Annotated in this window: 13 protein-coding genes; 2 read left to right on the top strand and 11 right to left on the bottom strand. The window is 57.7% G+C overall.

The genetic code is table 11. The features are described 5' to 3' along the window. Positions 1 to 32: 32 nt before the first annotated feature. The 11 genes from VFE46_17940 to pheA all read right to left on the bottom strand — a co-directional run bounded on the left by VFE46_17940 (position 33) and on the right by pheA (position 10,679). Positions 33 to 1,622, bottom strand: coding sequence for a glycosyltransferase (locus VFE46_17940; GenBank protein ID HZZ29883.1), 1,590 nt, complete (start codon positions 1,620 to 1,622; stop codon positions 33 to 35). A 239-nt stretch (positions 1,623 to 1,861) separates the two neighbouring features. Continuing rightward, on the bottom strand, positions 1,862 to 3,055 hold the full coding sequence (gene argJ, locus VFE46_17945; GenBank protein ID HZZ29884.1) for a bifunctional glutamate N-acetyltransferase/amino-acid acetyltransferase ArgJ: 1,194 nt from the start codon (positions 3,053 to 3,055) through the stop codon (positions 1,862 to 1,864). A gap of 79 nt (positions 3,056 to 3,134) precedes the next feature. Continuing rightward, positions 3,135 to 4,157 (bottom strand): N-acetyl-gamma-glutamyl-phosphate reductase, encoded by a 1,023-nt coding sequence (gene argC, locus VFE46_17950; GenBank protein HZZ29885.1) that lies wholly within the window; start codon positions 4,155 to 4,157, stop codon positions 3,135 to 3,137. 171 nt (positions 4,158 to 4,328) lie between these two features. Beyond that, on the bottom strand, positions 4,329 to 4,958 hold the full coding sequence (locus VFE46_17955; protein HZZ29886.1) for a phosphopantothenoylcysteine decarboxylase: 630 nt from the start codon (positions 4,956 to 4,958) through the stop codon (positions 4,329 to 4,331). A gap of 114 nt (positions 4,959 to 5,072) precedes the next feature. Next, the gene (locus VFE46_17960) at positions 5,073 to 5,627 is read right to left on the bottom strand and encodes a flavoprotein (protein ID HZZ29887.1); all 555 of its coding nucleotides are present in this window, start codon (positions 5,625 to 5,627) and stop codon (positions 5,073 to 5,075) included. A 180-nt stretch (positions 5,628 to 5,807) separates the two neighbouring features. After that, on the bottom strand, positions 5,808 to 6,071 hold the full coding sequence (locus tag VFE46_17965; GenBank protein HZZ29888.1) for a DNA-directed RNA polymerase subunit omega: 264 nt from the start codon (positions 6,069 to 6,071) through the stop codon (positions 5,808 to 5,810). Beyond that, complete coding sequence (gene gmk / locus VFE46_17970; GenBank protein HZZ29889.1) at positions 6,064 to 6,651, bottom strand: guanylate kinase; 588 nt, start codon at positions 6,649 to 6,651, stop codon at positions 6,064 to 6,066. Before gmk ends, VFE46_17965 begins: the two co-directional genes overlap by 8 nt. A gap of 227 nt (positions 6,652 to 6,878) precedes the next feature. Further along, positions 6,879 to 7,763 carry a YicC/YloC family endoribonuclease gene (locus VFE46_17975; GenBank protein ID HZZ29890.1) on the bottom strand — a complete coding sequence of 295 codons (885 nt, stop codon included), beginning with the start codon at positions 7,761 to 7,763 and terminating at the stop codon, positions 6,879 to 6,881. A 71-nt stretch (positions 7,764 to 7,834) separates the two neighbouring features. Beyond that, complete coding sequence (gene secG, locus VFE46_17980) at positions 7,835 to 8,365, bottom strand: preprotein translocase subunit SecG (GenBank protein HZZ29891.1); 531 nt, start codon at positions 8,363 to 8,365, stop codon at positions 7,835 to 7,837. A gap of 112 nt (positions 8,366 to 8,477) precedes the next feature. Beyond that, entirely contained in the window at positions 8,478 to 9,236 is a 759-nt protein-coding gene (gene tpiA / locus VFE46_17985; GenBank protein HZZ29892.1) for a triose-phosphate isomerase, read from the bottom strand. Between the two features lie 291 nt (positions 9,237 to 9,527). Beyond that, positions 9,528 to 10,679 carry a prephenate dehydratase gene (gene pheA / locus VFE46_17990; protein ID HZZ29893.1) on the bottom strand — a complete coding sequence of 384 codons (1,152 nt, stop codon included), beginning with the start codon at positions 10,677 to 10,679 and terminating at the stop codon, positions 9,528 to 9,530. A gap of 429 nt (positions 10,680 to 11,108) precedes the next feature. On the opposite strand from pheA, the gene dnaK reads away from it, so the two are divergent. Continuing rightward, positions 11,109 to 13,019 (top strand): molecular chaperone DnaK, encoded by a 1,911-nt coding sequence (dnaK, locus tag VFE46_17995; protein HZZ29894.1) that lies wholly within the window; start codon positions 11,109 to 11,111, stop codon positions 13,017 to 13,019. 218 nt (positions 13,020 to 13,237) lie between these two features. Beyond that, positions 13,238 to 16,009 (top strand): AAA family ATPase, encoded by a 2,772-nt coding sequence (locus VFE46_18000; protein HZZ29895.1) that lies wholly within the window; start codon positions 13,238 to 13,240, stop codon positions 16,007 to 16,009. Positions 16,010 to 16,071: the final 62 nt, after the last annotated feature.

Raw genomic sequence — 16,071 nt, forward strand, 5'->3', positions numbered from 1 at the left:
TTGTCAAGCGGGGCATAGGATGGGCAAAACGCCTAGCGTGTGAACAGCTCCTGATCGGAGTGCGGCGTTCCACTGGCGGCCGACGCCGGCTTGGTGGGGTGCGGCCTGGCCGAAGAGTTGATTATTCGCCATTTGGCTTGCGGCGTAGATTCCTTTGGTGGGGCGTCGTCGGTCTTGTCCCTGGTTTTGCCGCCCGCGGTTTGAGCAGCAATTAGTTCCAACAACCGATGCGGTTCCGGATGACCGGGCTCCACCCCCTGCCAGATTTGCAGCACCGGCTCCGCTCCCGACAAATCGCCCGTGGAAATCAATGCGGAAGCCAGCCAGCGCAAGCAAATGGGATGGCGGCAACCAGCTTCGTAGGCGCGCCGCAAATAAGGCACGGCGGGGGCCCATTGTTGCTGCGCGGCCAGGCAAGCGCCGCGAATAGCATTGCGCAAGGCATCGCGTAGTATCCCTTGTTCCGGCAGCCGATCGGCCTCGGCCAGCGCTTCCTGACGCCGATTGTGCTTGACGTGTAACTCGATCAATTGTTGCCGCAGCTGTTTGGAGCTTCCGCGCGCTTGCAGTCCGCTTGCCAACACTCGGCACGATTCTTCCGTGCGCCCCTGCAATTCGAGCGTTAGGCTGTAGCAAATGATGGCCACATCCTCCAGGTTCGCCAAATGCCACGCCGCTTGATTGATTTGCCCATGCTCCACCGCCACTTGATACGATCGGCATGCCAAATCCAGCCGACCCTGCGATTGCATGTAACTGCCCATCGCGCACAGCAATTGGGCATCTAGTGGAAACGCCTTCAACGCCTCCAAGCACGCGGCCACTTGCTCTTCCCGGGAGTTGGGGCGGCTATCGAACGTGGTGAGCAGTCCATAATACGCTTCCAAATGCTCGGTCGTGGGGCCCTGAGATTGAGCGATCGCCCGGCGAAACCAGTCGGCGGCTTTCACCGGCTCGCCCAGCGTGGCCCAACTTTCCCCTAGCGCGAGCAAGAGCGGCAAGCGCTCTCCGCGCTCTTGAATTTCCATTTCGGCCAGGCGAATATCGCGCTGGGCCTTGGCGGTTTTAATTTGCGGTTGCAGATCGCGCGCAGACCGCAAAATTCGCCAGCGGGTAATTTGTGGCGATAAGCCCGCTTCGGCCGGCGCGGGAGTAAGTTGCTCGCGCACTCGGCCGGTAAATTTCAGCCCGGCTTTGAGCGGCCACAAGCGAATGCGTCCCGCTTGCTCACCATCGGTTTGCCAGTTGCTGGCCGGCATTTTGATTTGCAGCAAATACGCATTCGCTGCCGCCGGCTGGCTGTCGATTTGCTGGCGAATGGCCTGCGCTGCTGCCGCTTCCAGTTGTTCGCTGGCATCGAGCCACAATACCCAATCGCCGGTAAGTTGCCCCAGGGCAAAATTGCGGGCGGCGGAAAAATCGTCGGCCCATGGATAATCGATCACGCGGGAAGCGCCGCGCTGGGCAATTTCCCATGTGCCATCGGCGGAGCCGGTATCGACGACCACAATTTCATCGGCAACGGACCGCACACTTTCCAGGGTTGCCGCCAACGTGGCTTGTGCATCTCGGGCAATCACCGCGATCGAAAGCTTCCGACCACTGGAAGAAGATTGAGTCACGGTTTCCCTCCTTGGGCAGCGTGGAATAGCGATTGGCTTTCAGCAATGTGCCGGTAATCGAGCAATTGATCGCGATAACTTTAAGAGCGAGAGTTTACACAGCCGGGGAAGTTTAGCAGTTGCGGCCAACCGCAGAAATAGCGGTTTGGTGTTTGAAGTGACTGCCGGCTCGCAATTAGCGATTCTCGGGAAACAAGTAGTGTCTGCCGGCTAATTGCCAATCGTTAGTTGTTAACCGCTCACGTGTGATAATCTGCATTCAGCCGCACGTATTCAGCGGTTAAGTCGGCGGTCCAAAATCGGGCAGCGGCACTACCTTCGGCAAACGATAACACCACGTTCGTTTCGCGGTGCGATTTGATGCTGGCCGAAACTTCATCGGCGTTGAATTCCACTGGCGCGCCCTGGCGATACAGGGCGACCCCGTTTACCTCGAGATTCACTCCGGCCGGATTGAACGGCGCCCCGGCATAACCAGCTGCCGAGACAATGCGACCCCAATTCGGATCGGCCCCGTGAATGGCCGTTTTCACCAGCGGACTGTCGGCCACCGATTTGGCAATTTGCCGTGCGGCGGCCACGGTGGCGCAGCCTTTGACATCGATGCAAATTAAATGCGTGGCGCCTTCGCCATCGGCGGGAATCGACTTGGCCAATTGCCCACACACTTCGTGCAAGGCCGACTGAAATTGCTGCAATTCGTCTGCGGCCAATTTTTCGCCGCCGGCCGCGCCGTTGGCAAGCAGCAGCACCGTGTCGTTGGTGCTCATGTGGCCATCAACGCTAATGCAATTGAAGGTATCGTCGACCACTTGGGTCAGCATGCGCTGCAAATCGGCGGCGGCGATGGGGGCATCGGTCAGAATTAATCCCAGCATGGTGCCCATGTTGGGAGCGATCATTGCCGCTCCCTTGCACATGCCGGCCAGATGCACGGTCCGTGTGCCGACCGTTGTGCCCAGGCCGTACAATTTATGAACGGTATCGGTCGTCATCATACCCCGTGCGGCGGCAATGAATCCGGCTTCGTCGGAAGCCAATTCCTTGGCGCAGGCTTGAATGCCTGCGGCAATTTTTTCCATCGGCATGAACTCGCCGATGATTCCCGTCGACAGCACCAAAGCTTGCCTCGGCTCCGCGCCGCAAACTGCGGCAGCCAACCGTGCCATTTCGGCGGCATCGTGCAGGCCCCGTTCGCCGGTGCAGGCGTTGGCGTTGCCCGAATTGATGACCACGGCGCGAAAACCCTCGCCGGGCGTCAGTTGCCGATCGAAAGCCACCGGCGCCGCATACACCAGGTTTTTCGTATAGACTCCTGCGGCGGCAGCCGGCCGGTTCGACACCACCAGCGCCACATCTTGCCGCATCGGATTGCGCTTGATGCCCGAATACACGCCGGCGGCACTAAATCCTTGTGGAATGACAAATGTCATGTTTTATAACGCCGTATTCTATAAAGTTGCGACCGTTGGTCGCGCTGGAATTGCAATGATCGCCGGCGAATTCACACGATCACAACAGCGCCGTCGTTTCGGGAAAGCCGAACAACAAATTGAAGTTTTGCACCGCAGCGCCCGATGCACCTTTGATCATGTTATCCAAGCAGCTAATGGTGAGTACCCTGCCCCGCACCATCCGCACAGTAAGGTCGCAAAAGTTGGTGTCGGTGGTGTCTTTCGTGCCGGGCAAATGATCGACCACGCGGACAAACGGCTCGTCGGCGTAAAATTCGCGTAGCGCCGCCAGCAATTGCGGCTCCGTGACGTTGCCTACCGGCTTGGAATACGTGGTCGTGAGAATGCCACGGTCCATGGGAATGAGATGCGGTGTAAAAATAATCTGAATTTCCTTCCCGCAGCCGCGCCGCACGATTTGTTCAATTTCCGGCGTGTGCCTGTGCCGACCCACGTTGTAAGCCGACACGCTTTCGTTGCACTCGGGAAAATGCGTAGTGAGCTTGGGGATGCGCCCGGCCCCGGAGATGCCGCTTTTGCTGTCGACGATGATGTCCGTCGGCTCAATCAATCCGGCCTTTACCAGCGGCGCGAGAGGCAGAATGGCCGAAGTCGGATAACACCCCGGATTGGCCACTAATTGCGATTTCACAATTTGCTCGCGGAACAATTCAGGCAGGCCGTACACGACTTTGCCCAGCCGGCCGGCATCGGGATGTTTTTCGCCGTACCATTGCTCGAAGGTGGCGTTATCATCCAGGCGGTAATCGGCGCTGAAGTCGATAATTTTGACCTTGCTGTCCAGCAACTGCGGCACAAGCGAGGCCGTGACGCCGTGCGGCAGGCAACTGAACACGCAATCGGCCCGCGCGGTCACGGCCGCGGGCGCCAATTCTTCCAGCTTCAAATCCAGCCGGCCCCACAGCGACGGATGCACAGCCCCAATATGCGGGCTCCCTTCCTGCCGGCTAGTCAGGGTGGTGATTTCCGCGTCTGGATGGCGCAGCAGCAGCTTGATCAGCTCCAAGGCTGTGTAGCCCGTTGCGCCAAGAATCGCGACGCGAACCATGTTGAATAAAATTCGAAGCTCGAAGGCAGAAAACTGAGAAAGTTGCTTTCAACCACGACGCATGCCGGCGCTCGCCGGTTCGCGCCACTTGCGGACTTCACAGTATATCCGTGTCCGCCAGAACGCCAAGGGGAAGGCAGTGCTTGCTCTGTGCTTCTCCGTGCCTCCGTGGTTAATCAGCTCCTAACGTATCAACCGCTGCTGGATCAGTCCGAAGAGTTCGCGGGCCACGGTTTCTTTCGCGCCGGAAATGGTGGCCACCACCTCGCCGGAGCGATCGAGAACTTCCACCGAATTTTCCAGCGCACTAATCGCTTGCGGACCGTTAAGCACCATCAAGTCGCAGCTCTTTTTTTGCATTTTGGTGACGGCGCGGAAGCGCTGATCTTCCATTTCCAGCGCGAAGCCCACCAGCCATTGCTCCGGCCGTTTGGCGGCCGCCAGCGTGGCGACAATATCGGGCGTTTCCACCAAATGCAGCACCAAGGACTCGCCGGTTTTTTTGATTTTCTGCTCCTCCACTCTCACAGGCCGATAGTCCGACGGAGCGGCCACGCCAATCAGCCCATCGCACTCGGGGAACACACGCTGGCAGGTAGCGAGCATTTCTTCTGTGGAAACGACGGGTATCACTTCGCACTTCGGCGGATATGCAATTTCCACCGGGCCGGAAATGATGACTACACTGTGGCCGAAATCAAGCGCCGCCTGAGCCAGCGATTGCCCCATGCGCCCGCTGGAAGCGTTCGTCAAATAGCGCACCGGGTCGAGGTGCTGCCGCGTGGGGCCGGAGGTGATGAGAATGCGCGCCATCCGATTTTATAAAGCCGTCTGCTTTTATAAAGCCGCGACCGTTGGTCGCGCCGCACCTAGGCAGATGAGAAACTTTTTTCCACTTCAGCGCGACCACCGGTCGCGGCTTGGTAGTCATTTGGCTGTGGTTTTCTTTAGCGCCGTTTCTATCGCCGTCCGAATTTTTTCCGGCGCAGCCATCCGTCCGACGCCTTCGTCACGGCAACTGAGCCAGCCTGCTTCTGGATCAACGACAGTCACGCCGTCGGCCAGCAACTGGGCCACGCTTCGCTGGACCGGCGGCTTGCTCCACATTTCGGAATTCATGGCCGGAGCGACGACGACGGGCCCCTTGAACGCCAAGTACAACGTGCTCAGCAAATCGTCAGCCATTCCGACGGCGGCTTTGGCCAGAAAATTTGCCGTGGCCGGAGCGACGCAAAGCACCTCCGCTCGCCGAGCCAATTCAATGTGCGCGCCCAGCGGATAATCGGGATCGCCAAATGGTCCGCGCGGCACCAGCCGGCCGGTGAGTGCCTCGAACGTGGCCGGACCGACAAACTGTTGGGCCGCCTCGGTCAGCACCACGGTCACGCCGGCGCCAGCCTGAACCAATTCGCTCACCAAGGCCGCCGTTTTGTAAGCGGCAATTCCGCCGGTCACGCCAATCAGCAGTTCACGGCCTTGCATGGGAAGCAACACCACGGAGACACGGAAGAGACAAACACGTTTTATAAGGAAGCCAGGAATGCAGGAACGTGGATATTTAACGAATGAATGAACTTCATATCGTTAAATCCTGCTGGTTTGTTTCCTGTTTTCCTGGATTCCTTATAAATTCTATCCTCTGCGGCTTCGCGGTGAAAACAATTACAAATCGGCCAAATCCAATTCCGGCGGGCCGCCGATGCCTTCTTCCTCGCCGGCCATGCGGAGCTTGCTTTCGGCATCTAAATAGATTTTATCTTCCATGATTTCGCGAACCACAATTTCCAGTTTATTTTCAGATTGCAAATCGACCAGCGGCCGGCTGCCGCCGTTCAAGGCCACCAGCCGTTTTTGAATGAGCGTGGAAAGCTTGAACCGCCCCCCCACTTTGTTCACAATTTGCTCTTCTTTCAGTTCTTCAAGCATGCTTGCGATCCTCCGAGTAATCCAAAATGTGCAAAATCTCTTCCACGGCCCGGTCGACCGTTTGATTGGTGACCTGATAGCGATACATGTCGGCGGAAGCCAGTTCCCGCCGTGCCGCGGCCAACCGGCGCTGAATAGCGGTTTCGCTTTCCGTGCCCCGGTTTCTGAGCCGCCGCTCCAATTCTTCCAGCGAGTCAGGACGCACAAAAATTGTCACCGCATCCGGATACATCCGAACAATCGATTGCGTGCCCTGCACGTCAATCTCTAAGACTACCCACTTTCCGGCCGTAAGTCGAGGGGCAACTTCCTGTTCGAGCGTGCCGTACCAGTCGCCGCCGCCAAATACTTCGGCACATTCCAGGAATTCTCCTTGCGCCCGCCGACGCTCGAATTCCTCCTTCGACAAGAAATGGTAATCGCGCCCATCGATTTCCCCCTGCCGGGGTGCGCGCGTCGTGGCCGAAACGCTGGGCACCAGCCGATCGCAGCGGGCCAAAAGCTGCCTCAGTAGCGTAGTTTTTCCCGCCCCGGATGGTCCGGAAATCACAATCACACGGCCAGCTGACGAAGAAGACATCAAAAGCAAATCCACCCACGATAGTTACAATTCAATTAACCGCAGAGCCGCGGAGACGCAGAGCAGGCATTTTATAAGGAAGGCAAGAATCCAGGAAATTGTTACGTCGATTGCGCGATAGCCCTTCTTTTCCAGGATTCCTAACTTCCTGGCTTCCTCATTATTTTGCTGCCTCTCTCCGTGCCTCGGCGTCTCTGCGGTTCAATCTTTCTGAAATGTACTGAACATCATTCCACATTCTGGATCATTTCCCGCAGGCGCTCGATGGAGGCTTTCATTTCGATGACGTGGCGGGCGATTTCCACGTCGCTGCTTTTGGAACCAATGGTGTTTACCTCGCGAAGCATTTCCTGTGTTAAAAACTCCAATTTGCGGCCGGCGCTTTCCGGGCTGGCCATAATTTGCTCAAACTGCTGCAAGTGGCTGTCCAGCCGCACCAGCTCTTCGGAAATGTCGCTCCGCTCGGCGTAAATAGCAATCTCGCGGACCAAATCTGTAGCGCTAAGCGAGAGCTTGTGCTCCTCCATAACATTGCGCACCCGCTCTTCCAGGCGCACCCGATACGCATCGACCACCTGCGGGGCACGCGCGGCAATTTGCTTCAGCTCGGCCGTAATGACTCGGCAGTTGACGGTCAAATCGGCAGCCATGGCCTGGCCTTCGTCGCGCCGCATTTTACCAAGATGCCCCAGGGCTGCTTGCAATGTGGCTTCGATCACCGGCCAGTCGGCTTCGGCCACGCTGGGATCAGAAAGCCGCTCCTTCACCACGCCCGGCAATAGCAAAAAGCTTTCCAGCGAGACTTCTTGCTTGCTGCCCGTGCGACTTTGCAGCTTTTGAATTTGCTGTTGATAACTTTCCAGCACGCCCAAATTAATTGTGAAATCATCCGGCGACGTGTTGCGATCGACCTGCACGTTTACTTGCACGGTGCCCCGCTTGATGTGTTCGCGCACCACCCCTTCCACGCGCGATTCCAGCGCCGAGTAACCTTCCCCGGCGCGCAAGGTGAACTTGAAATACCGATTGTTAATCGTGCGCACTTCCACCACTACGGCCAGCCCATTGGCCTGTTGGTGGGCTTCGCCAAAACCAGTCATGCTTAACAGCACGGGATACTCCAGAGGCTGCAGTGGTTAGCGGCTTGAAACTCGGCTGTGTGAAACTCGGCTGTGGCCCAAGCTCATTTCGAGGCCTTGCTGGAATCGCTGGCAGCCGGGGGCGCCACAGGCGCTGTGCCACCGGTGCTGTTATCGACGCCGCTGGCCGGCGCGCCAGATCCCTTATTTTCGTTGCCGGGCACTGTGCCTGCGGGCGCGCCTTCGGTGGCTCCGGTGCCGGCTGCTGCACCTTTATCAGTGGCGTCCGATTTTTCCGTGCCGGCGCCAGTTGGTGCGCCGCCAGATGAAGCGCGGCTGGATGGCAATTCGGGCCCGCTGTTTTGTTCTGTGCCTGGACCGTTGGGCCCGCCGCTAAAGTGGTTCGCGTTGCTGCCCATCACCTTCACGCCGACAATGCACAGCACAATCCACAAAAATGTGACGCCAATGGTTACGCGGGTAAACAAATCGCCCGCCTTCGTGCCAAATGCGCTTTGTCCGCCCATGCCGCCGAAAGCGCCTGCCAAGCCGCCACCGCGCCCGCGTTGAATCAAAATTAATAAAATCAAAAAGATCGACGTGGCCAACAACAGTAATCCCAGCAACCCGTTCATGTTTTTCCGATCCTTGGTTAAAGCAAGTTTGATTTGGCAACCCGGCAATTTGCGTCCTGCAAACGCGGCGAGCATGTATGTTTGAGCCTGCACGGGCTGGCGCCCACCGGCATTACGATTTGCAAGCGGCAATAATGCCGATAAAGTCGTCGACCACCAGGCTGGCGCCTCCCACCAACGCTCCGTCAATGTTGGGCTGGGCCATTAACTCGCCGGCATTGGAAGCCTTTACGCTGCCGCCGTATTGAATTCGCACGGCCGACGCAACTTGGGCATTGTAGCGGCTTTCGATCAATTTGCGAAGATCGGCATGCACTTCTTCCGCTTGTTGGGGCGTGGCGACCTTGCCTGTGCCGATGGCCCACACCGGCTCGTAAGCAATGACGGTTTTCTCCATTTGCTGGGCGGAAATATTGGCGAACGAGCCTTCGAACTGGCTGCGAATGACGCTGGCGGTTTGCCCATTTTCCCGTTCATTCAAGTGTTCCCCCACGCAGACAATGGGCGTGAGGCCGGCTTTCAGCGCGGCGTTCAATTTGTGGTTAACCTCGGAGTTCGATTCGCCCAAAATGTCGCGCCGCTCGCTGTGGCCAAGAATCACGTATTTGCAGCCCATGTCGAGCAACATGGCGGCACTAATTTCGCCCGTGAAGGCCCCCTTGGGCTCATGAAACATATTTTGCGCGCCCAGACCGACATTGCTTTGGGCAATGGCGCCGCGGACCGCGTCCAAATACACAAACGGCGGGCAGACCGCCACGTCGACCTCGGAAAATTCTGCCGCCCGTTTGGCGATTGCTTCCGCCAGCGCCACCGCGCCAGCGCGATCCATATTCATTTTCCAATTCCCAGCGATAAATTTTTTACGCATAGCTACTTTCCGTCAGTCGTATAAAGCCGCGACCGTCGGTCGCGCCGACGGCATCTTACAAATTAACCACGGAGAAGTTCAATTAACCGCAGAGACGCTGAGACGCAAAGAAGGCACGAGGATAAGCGATTTCGAGGAAATCTACTAGGAGTTAAAAGGCGATTGTGTTTTGCCCCTTAAAACAATTGAGCCCATTTGTGGCAAATCCACTCGAAGTCTACTCGCCTGAGTCGGAGCGCGTCATTTCTCCTCTGCGTCTCCGCGTCTCTGCGGTTCAAAAAGAATTAGCCTTCACGTCGCCGGCGGGGCTTTGGCGTAGCTCCCCAGCACAGTTAGCCGGACGGCGCGTCGGGCCAGAAGTTGCGTGGCTTTTTCCACGCGCTTGTCGTGTTGATGCCCTTCCATCTCGACAAAGAATAAATAGCCCCCTTCGGGACGGGAAATGGGGAACGATTCAATCCACGTCAAATTCAGCTTGTTGCGCTTAAACAAATTCAGCGCGTCAGCCAGCGAGCCCGATTTGTGCTGGATTTCGAACATTAGGGCCGTTTTATCTTTTCCGGTGCGTGGACCGGGATGCTGCCCAATGACGGCAAAGCGGGTGACGTTCCCTTGCTGGTCTTCGATGTTTTCGGCCAGCAAATTCAATCCATAATGCACGGCCGCTTGCACGCTGGCGATGGCTGCCGCGCCAGGTTTTTCTTTTGCCAATTGAGCGGCGGTGGTTGTGCTGGTGACTTCCACACTGCGGGCCTGCGGCAAATGCCGGCCCAACCAATTGCGGCACTGCGACAAAGCCTGTGGCCGGCTGTACACTTCCTGCACTTCGCTTCGCTGACACAGCCCGAGCAGGCAATGATGAATTGCCAAATTCACTTCGCCGCAAACGTGAACCGGCAACCGCGTGAAATTGTCGAGCGTATCGGCAATACGGCCGTCAGTGCTGTTTTCGATGGGCACCAGGCCGTAATCGCAATGGCCGCGATTCACTTCTTCAAACACCGCGCCGATGCTGGCCACCGGCACGTAATCGACACTTTGCCCAAACCGCTGGATGGCTGCCAAATGGCTGTAGGTGTAAACCGGGCCCAAGTGGGCCACGCGCAATGTTTTTTCCAGGGCGCGGCTGCCGCTAATCACTTCTCGATACACCGCTTGCACACATTGATTCGACAGCGGGCCCTTGTTGTGCTGCGCCACGCGGGCCAAAACTTCGCATTCGCGAACCGGATCGTACGCCGCTTGCCCGTTGGCTTCTTTTACCTTGCCGATTTTGTGGGCCAAGCTGGCACGCTGGTTCATCAGGGCGACCAGTTGGTGATCGATTTTGTCGATCTTGACCCGCAGCGAAGCCACCGTCGGGCCGCGCGCAGCCGGCGGCGCGCTGCGTGCCGCAGCGGCCTGTTTCTTCGCAACGCGTTTTGATGGTTTGGCTTTAGCCATATTGGGCGTGTGGCTAATGAGACAGTGGCGAGGAGTTTTGGAGAATATGTTGAAAAAGCATAAAAGTCAAAAACCGCTGGCGGAATCTGGCCGTACGAGACTGGGCCGGGCGTTCTCTCGCACCTCACCTTGCAGCCGAAGCGACACGAACAAGCCTACATTACGTGTGTCAATTTGGCAGTTCGGCAGTTTTTCCGGAGGTCGAAATTAAGCCTGGGCGGGCTGTCATTTGCTGTGCCCAAAGCTATATTTGCAAGTAAGTTGCGCCGAATGGGTTTGAGCCATAAAACCCGGCACGGGCTTTGCTTTCTTAACCGGGGACGTTTAAACCCGTCATTTAAATCACCCAAAAATCAACCCGGCCGGTGCGCCCGTTCAGCTCGAAAGTTGAACCCCGAAGCCACTCCGCCGTTCCACAAGGAGCCGTTCATGGCAGCTGGCGAAAAAATTATCGGTATCGATTTAGGCACCACCAACTCGGTCGTGGCCGTGATGGAAGGGAAGGAAGCCAAAGTTATTCCCAACCAGGAAGGCAACCGGCTTACCCCCAGCGTGGTCGCCTTTACCGATAAGGGAGATGTCTTGGTCGGCGAGTTGGCTCGCCGCCAGGCAATTACCAATCCCAAGAAAACCGTTTACTCGATTAAGCGGTTCATGGGTCGCCGCCACAGCGAAGTGGCTTCGGAAGAAAAAATTGTCCCGTACGAAGTGGTCGGCGCGCCGGAGGAGTATGTCGAAGTTAAAATCGGCGACAAAAAATTCACACCGCCCGATATTTCGGCCCGCACTCTGCGCAAGCTGAAAGAAGCCGCCGAAGCCTACCTGGGCCACAAGGTGAACAAGGCCGTCATCACGGTTCCGGCTTACTTCAACGATGCCCAGCGGCAGGCCACCAAAGATGCCGGCCAAATCGCCGGCTTGGAAGTGGCCCGCATCATCAACGAGCCCACCGCCGCGGCCCTGGCTTATGGGCTGGATAGAAAGGAACATGAGAAAATTGTGGTGTTCGATTTGGGAGGCGGCACTTTCGACATTTCGGTGCTGGAAGTGGCCGACGGCGTGTTCCGCGTAATTTCCACCAATGGCGATACGCATTTAGGCGGCGACGATTTCGATCACGTCCTCATTAACTATGTGGCCGACGAATTCAAAAAAGAAAACGGCATCGATCTGCGCAAAGACAACATGGCCTTGCAGCGGCTGCAAGAAGCCTGCGAAAAAGCGAAGAAAGAACTAAGCTCCGCCAGCTCGACCGACATCAACTTGCCGTTCATTACCGCCGATGCCAACGGACCCAAGCATTTGCAAATGAACATTACACGCTCCAAGTTCGAGCAGTTGGAAGATGCGCTCTTCGAACGCTGCCGCGGCCCGGTGCTGCAAGCGCTCAAAGACGCCAAGATGGAGCCCAAAGACATTGACGAAGTGGTTCTGGTCGGCGGTTCCACGCGCATTCCCAAGGTGCAAGAGTTGGTCCAAAAAATGTTCGGTAAGGAGCCGCACAAGGGAGTGAACCCGGACGAAGTGGTTGCCGTGGGCGCGGCCATTCAAGGCGGGGTGCTGGCCGGCGAAGTGCAAGACATTTTGCTGCTGGACGTCACCCCGCTGAGCCTGGGCATCGAAACCGAAGGGGGTGTTTTCACCAAGCTGGTGGAGCGTAACACCACCGTCCCTACGGAAAAAAAGCAAGTCTTCAGCACCGCCGCAGATAATCAAACGGCGGTCACGGTCAGCGTGTATCAAGGGGAACGCCCCATGGCCCGCGACAACCGCGTGCTGGGCCAGTTCAACCTGGAGGGTTTGCCGCCGGCGCCGCGCGGCCTGCCGCAAATTGAAGTTAAGTTCGATATCGACGCCAACGGCATTCTCAATGTGTCGGCCAAAGATCTCGGCACGGGCAAAGAAGCCAAGGTGCGCCTCGAAAAGACCGGCGGCCTAAGCGAGGACGAAATCAAGATCAAGCTTCGCGATGCCGAGAGCCACGCCGAGGAAGACAAGAAGAAACGGCAGGTTGCCGATCTGCGCAATCAAGGCGAATCGATGTGCTTCCAATTGGAAAAACTGATCAAGGAGCAGAGCGACAAGCTAAAAGATTCTGACAAATCGGCCTTAGAAAGCGCCATGAGCAAGGTCAACGATGCCATCAAGGGAGACGATCCAGACACAATGAAGTCAGCGATCGAGCAGCTGGAGCAGGCTTCGCACGCCTTTAGCAAAACGCTGTACGAAAAAGCCGGCGCCGGTGCAACCGGAGCCACAGGCACCCCAGGAGGCGTCGGCGACGGCAAGAAGGCGGAAGAGGAAGCCATCGACGCCGAGTTTGAAGTGAAGAAAGATTAATTTGCTCGACCCGTTGCGGTCGGGCAATGGCCCCCGCCGAAAAGCATTTAGCCCCCGGCGAGTCGCTGGGGGCTTTTTATTTGCGACCGATACACGGCAAAATTCCCGGTGACAGCATAATCCCCGGCGGCTGTGAGCCGCCGGCTAAATGTGCCAATCAACCAATTACTAGCCCCTACTCTCTAAACCCCACCCTCTAACCCCTAATCCCTAACCACATGGCCCTACGTTTCGATAAATTCACCATCAAAGCCCAAGAAGCCGTGCAACGCGCCCAGGAATTGGCCGCCGATCATGGCAATCCGCAGATCGATCCGTTGCACCTGTTGGCTTCGCTGCTGGCCGAAAAAGATGGCATCGTCAAGCCGCTGCTCGATAAAATCGGCGTCAACCGCGCCCAGCTCGATCGCATTGCCGAGTCCGAATTGAGCCATCTGCCCAAGCAAAGCGGGCACGTCGGCCAGCCGGGAATCAGCACCGAGCTGAACAACGTTTTTGAAGCGGCTCAGCGCGAGGCCGGCACCATGAAGGACGATTTCGTCTCCACGGAGCATCTCCTGCTGGCACTGGCCAAGATCGATTCCAAAGCCAAAAACGTTCTGAAGCTGAACGCAATCACCGAAAAAGAGCTCCTCACAGCCATGCAAACCGTCCGCGGCTCTGCGCGCGTAACCGACGTGGTTCCCGAGGCTAAATTTCAGGCGCTACAAAAATACGGCATCGATCTGGTGGAGCGCGCCCGCCAGGGGAAGCTCGATCCGGTGATCGGGCGCGATCAAGAAATTCGCCGTGTCATTCAGGTGCTTTCTCGACGCACAAAAAACAATCCCGTGCTCATCGGCGAGCCCGGCGTCGGCAAAACCGCCATTGCCGAAGGACTGGCTCTGCGCATTGTTCAAGGCGATGTGCCCGACAGTTTGAAAAACAAGCGCGTGATAGCGCTCGATTTAGGCGCACTCATCGCCGGCGCGAAATATCGGGGCGAGTTTGAAGACCGCCTGAAAGCCGTGCTGCGCGAAGTGGAATCGGCCGCCGGCAATGTGATTTTGTTCATCGACGAGCTGCACACCATGATTGGCGCCGGCGCCGCCGAAGGCGCCACCGATGCCGCCAATTTGCTCAAGCCGGCCCTGGCCCGCGGCGAGCTGCGTTGCATTGGCGCCACTACGCTGGACGAATATCGCAAGCACATCGAAAAAGATGCCGCCCTGGAACGCCGCTTCCAGCCCGTATACGTGGGCGAGCCGACGGTGGACGACACCATCGCCATTTTGCGCGGCCTCAAGCCCCGCTACGAAGCGCATCACAATGTGAAAATCAAAGATTCCGCGCTGGTCGCCGCGGCTAAGCTCTCGCACCGCTACATTACCGACCGCTTTCTGCCCGACAAAGCCATCGACCTGGTGGACGAAGCCGCCAGCCGCCTGGCCATGGAGCTGGAAAGCGTGCCGGGAGAAATCGATCAAATTCAGCGCCGCATCACGCAGCTGGAACTGGCCGATCGCCAACTGGCCGAGGAAACCGAAGAGCACGCCGTGGAGCGCCGCGCCGAAATCCAGGAGGAAATCCAAAAGCTCCGCCAGCAACTCGCCAGCCTTCGCGAGCAATGGGAAGCCGAAAAGCTCGGCCTGGGCGACGTGCAGCAAACCCGCAAGCGGCTGGATGCGGTGGAGCACGAAATCAGCCAGCTCAACACGCAAATCAAGGAAAACCAATCCGCCGGCATGCCGGTAAGCGAGGAGCTGTATCAAAAACTCTTCACGCTCGACAAAGAGCGCAAGGCACTGGAGAAAAAAGTCGAGGCCTCCGGCACCGATAAAGAAAAAGCCGACGCCGACCAGTCCAATTATAAAGCCGCGACCGGTGGTCGCGCGGAATCATCCGACGGCAAATCATCTTCTCCCTCGCCCCTCGCGGGAGAGGGCCGGGGTGAGGGGGCCAAGACCAAGCGCCGCCTGCTGCGCCAGGAAGTCGGCCCCGACGAAATTGCCGAAGTCATTTCCGCGTGGACCGGCATTCCCGTCAACCGCATGTTGGAAACCGAGCGCGCCAAACTGCTGGTGCTGGAAGATCGTCTCCATCAGCGCGTCATCGGGCAAGACGAAGCCGTCACCGCCGTGGCCGATGCTGTGCGCCGCAGCCGCAGCGGTTTGCAAGATCCGCATCGCCCCATCGGCAGCTTCATTTTCCTGGGCCCCACGGGCGTGGGCAAAACCGAGCTGTGCAAGGCCCTGGCCGAAGTGCTGTTCGATGACGAGCACGCCATGGTTCGGCTGGACATGTCCGAATTCATGGAAAAGCACACCGTCAGCCGCCTCATCGGCGCGCCGCCGGGCTACATCGGTTACGAGGAAGGGGGCATGCTCACCGAAGCCGTCCGCCGCCGCCCGTACTGCGTGATCTTGCTTGATGAAATCGAAAAAGCCCACCGCGACGTGTTCAATATCCTGCTGCAAGTTCTCGACGACGGCCGCCTGAGCGACAGCCACGGCCACACCGTCGATTTCACCAACACTATTGTGGTTATGACCAGCAACGTCGGCAGCCAGGTGATTCAGGAAATTGCCAAGGAAGGGGGCAGCGAGGAAGACATGCGCACGGCAGTGAAAGAAACCATGGCCACGCGCTTCCTGCCGGAATTTTTGAACCGCATCGACGAAACGATTATTTTCCATCAGCTGGAGAGAAAACAGATTCGCAAAATTGTCGACATCCAAATTCAGCATCTACGCCACCAACTGGAGCAGACCGGATTGCAACTCGACATCACCGATCGGGCGTTAAACCAAATCGCCCACGAAGGCTACGACCCCGCCTACGGCGCCAGACCTTTGAAGCGAGTGATCCAACAGCGCGTCGTGAACCCCCTTTCCCGCGAGTTGTTAAAGGGCGAATTCCCCGCCGGCGCCACGGTGCACATCGACTTCGTGGACGATGAGTTTACGTTTTCGCGGAGTGATGAGGCGAAACGGGAGCGAGTTTCAATATAAAGCCGCGACCGGTGGTCGCGCCGGCGCACCCGTGGGCGCGGCTACCCGATGGATCATTGGTC

This window comes from Pirellulales bacterium, assembly GCA_035656635.1.
In the GTDB taxonomy this organism is placed as follows: Bacteria; Planctomycetota; Planctomycetia; order Pirellulales; family JADZDJ01; genus DATJYL01.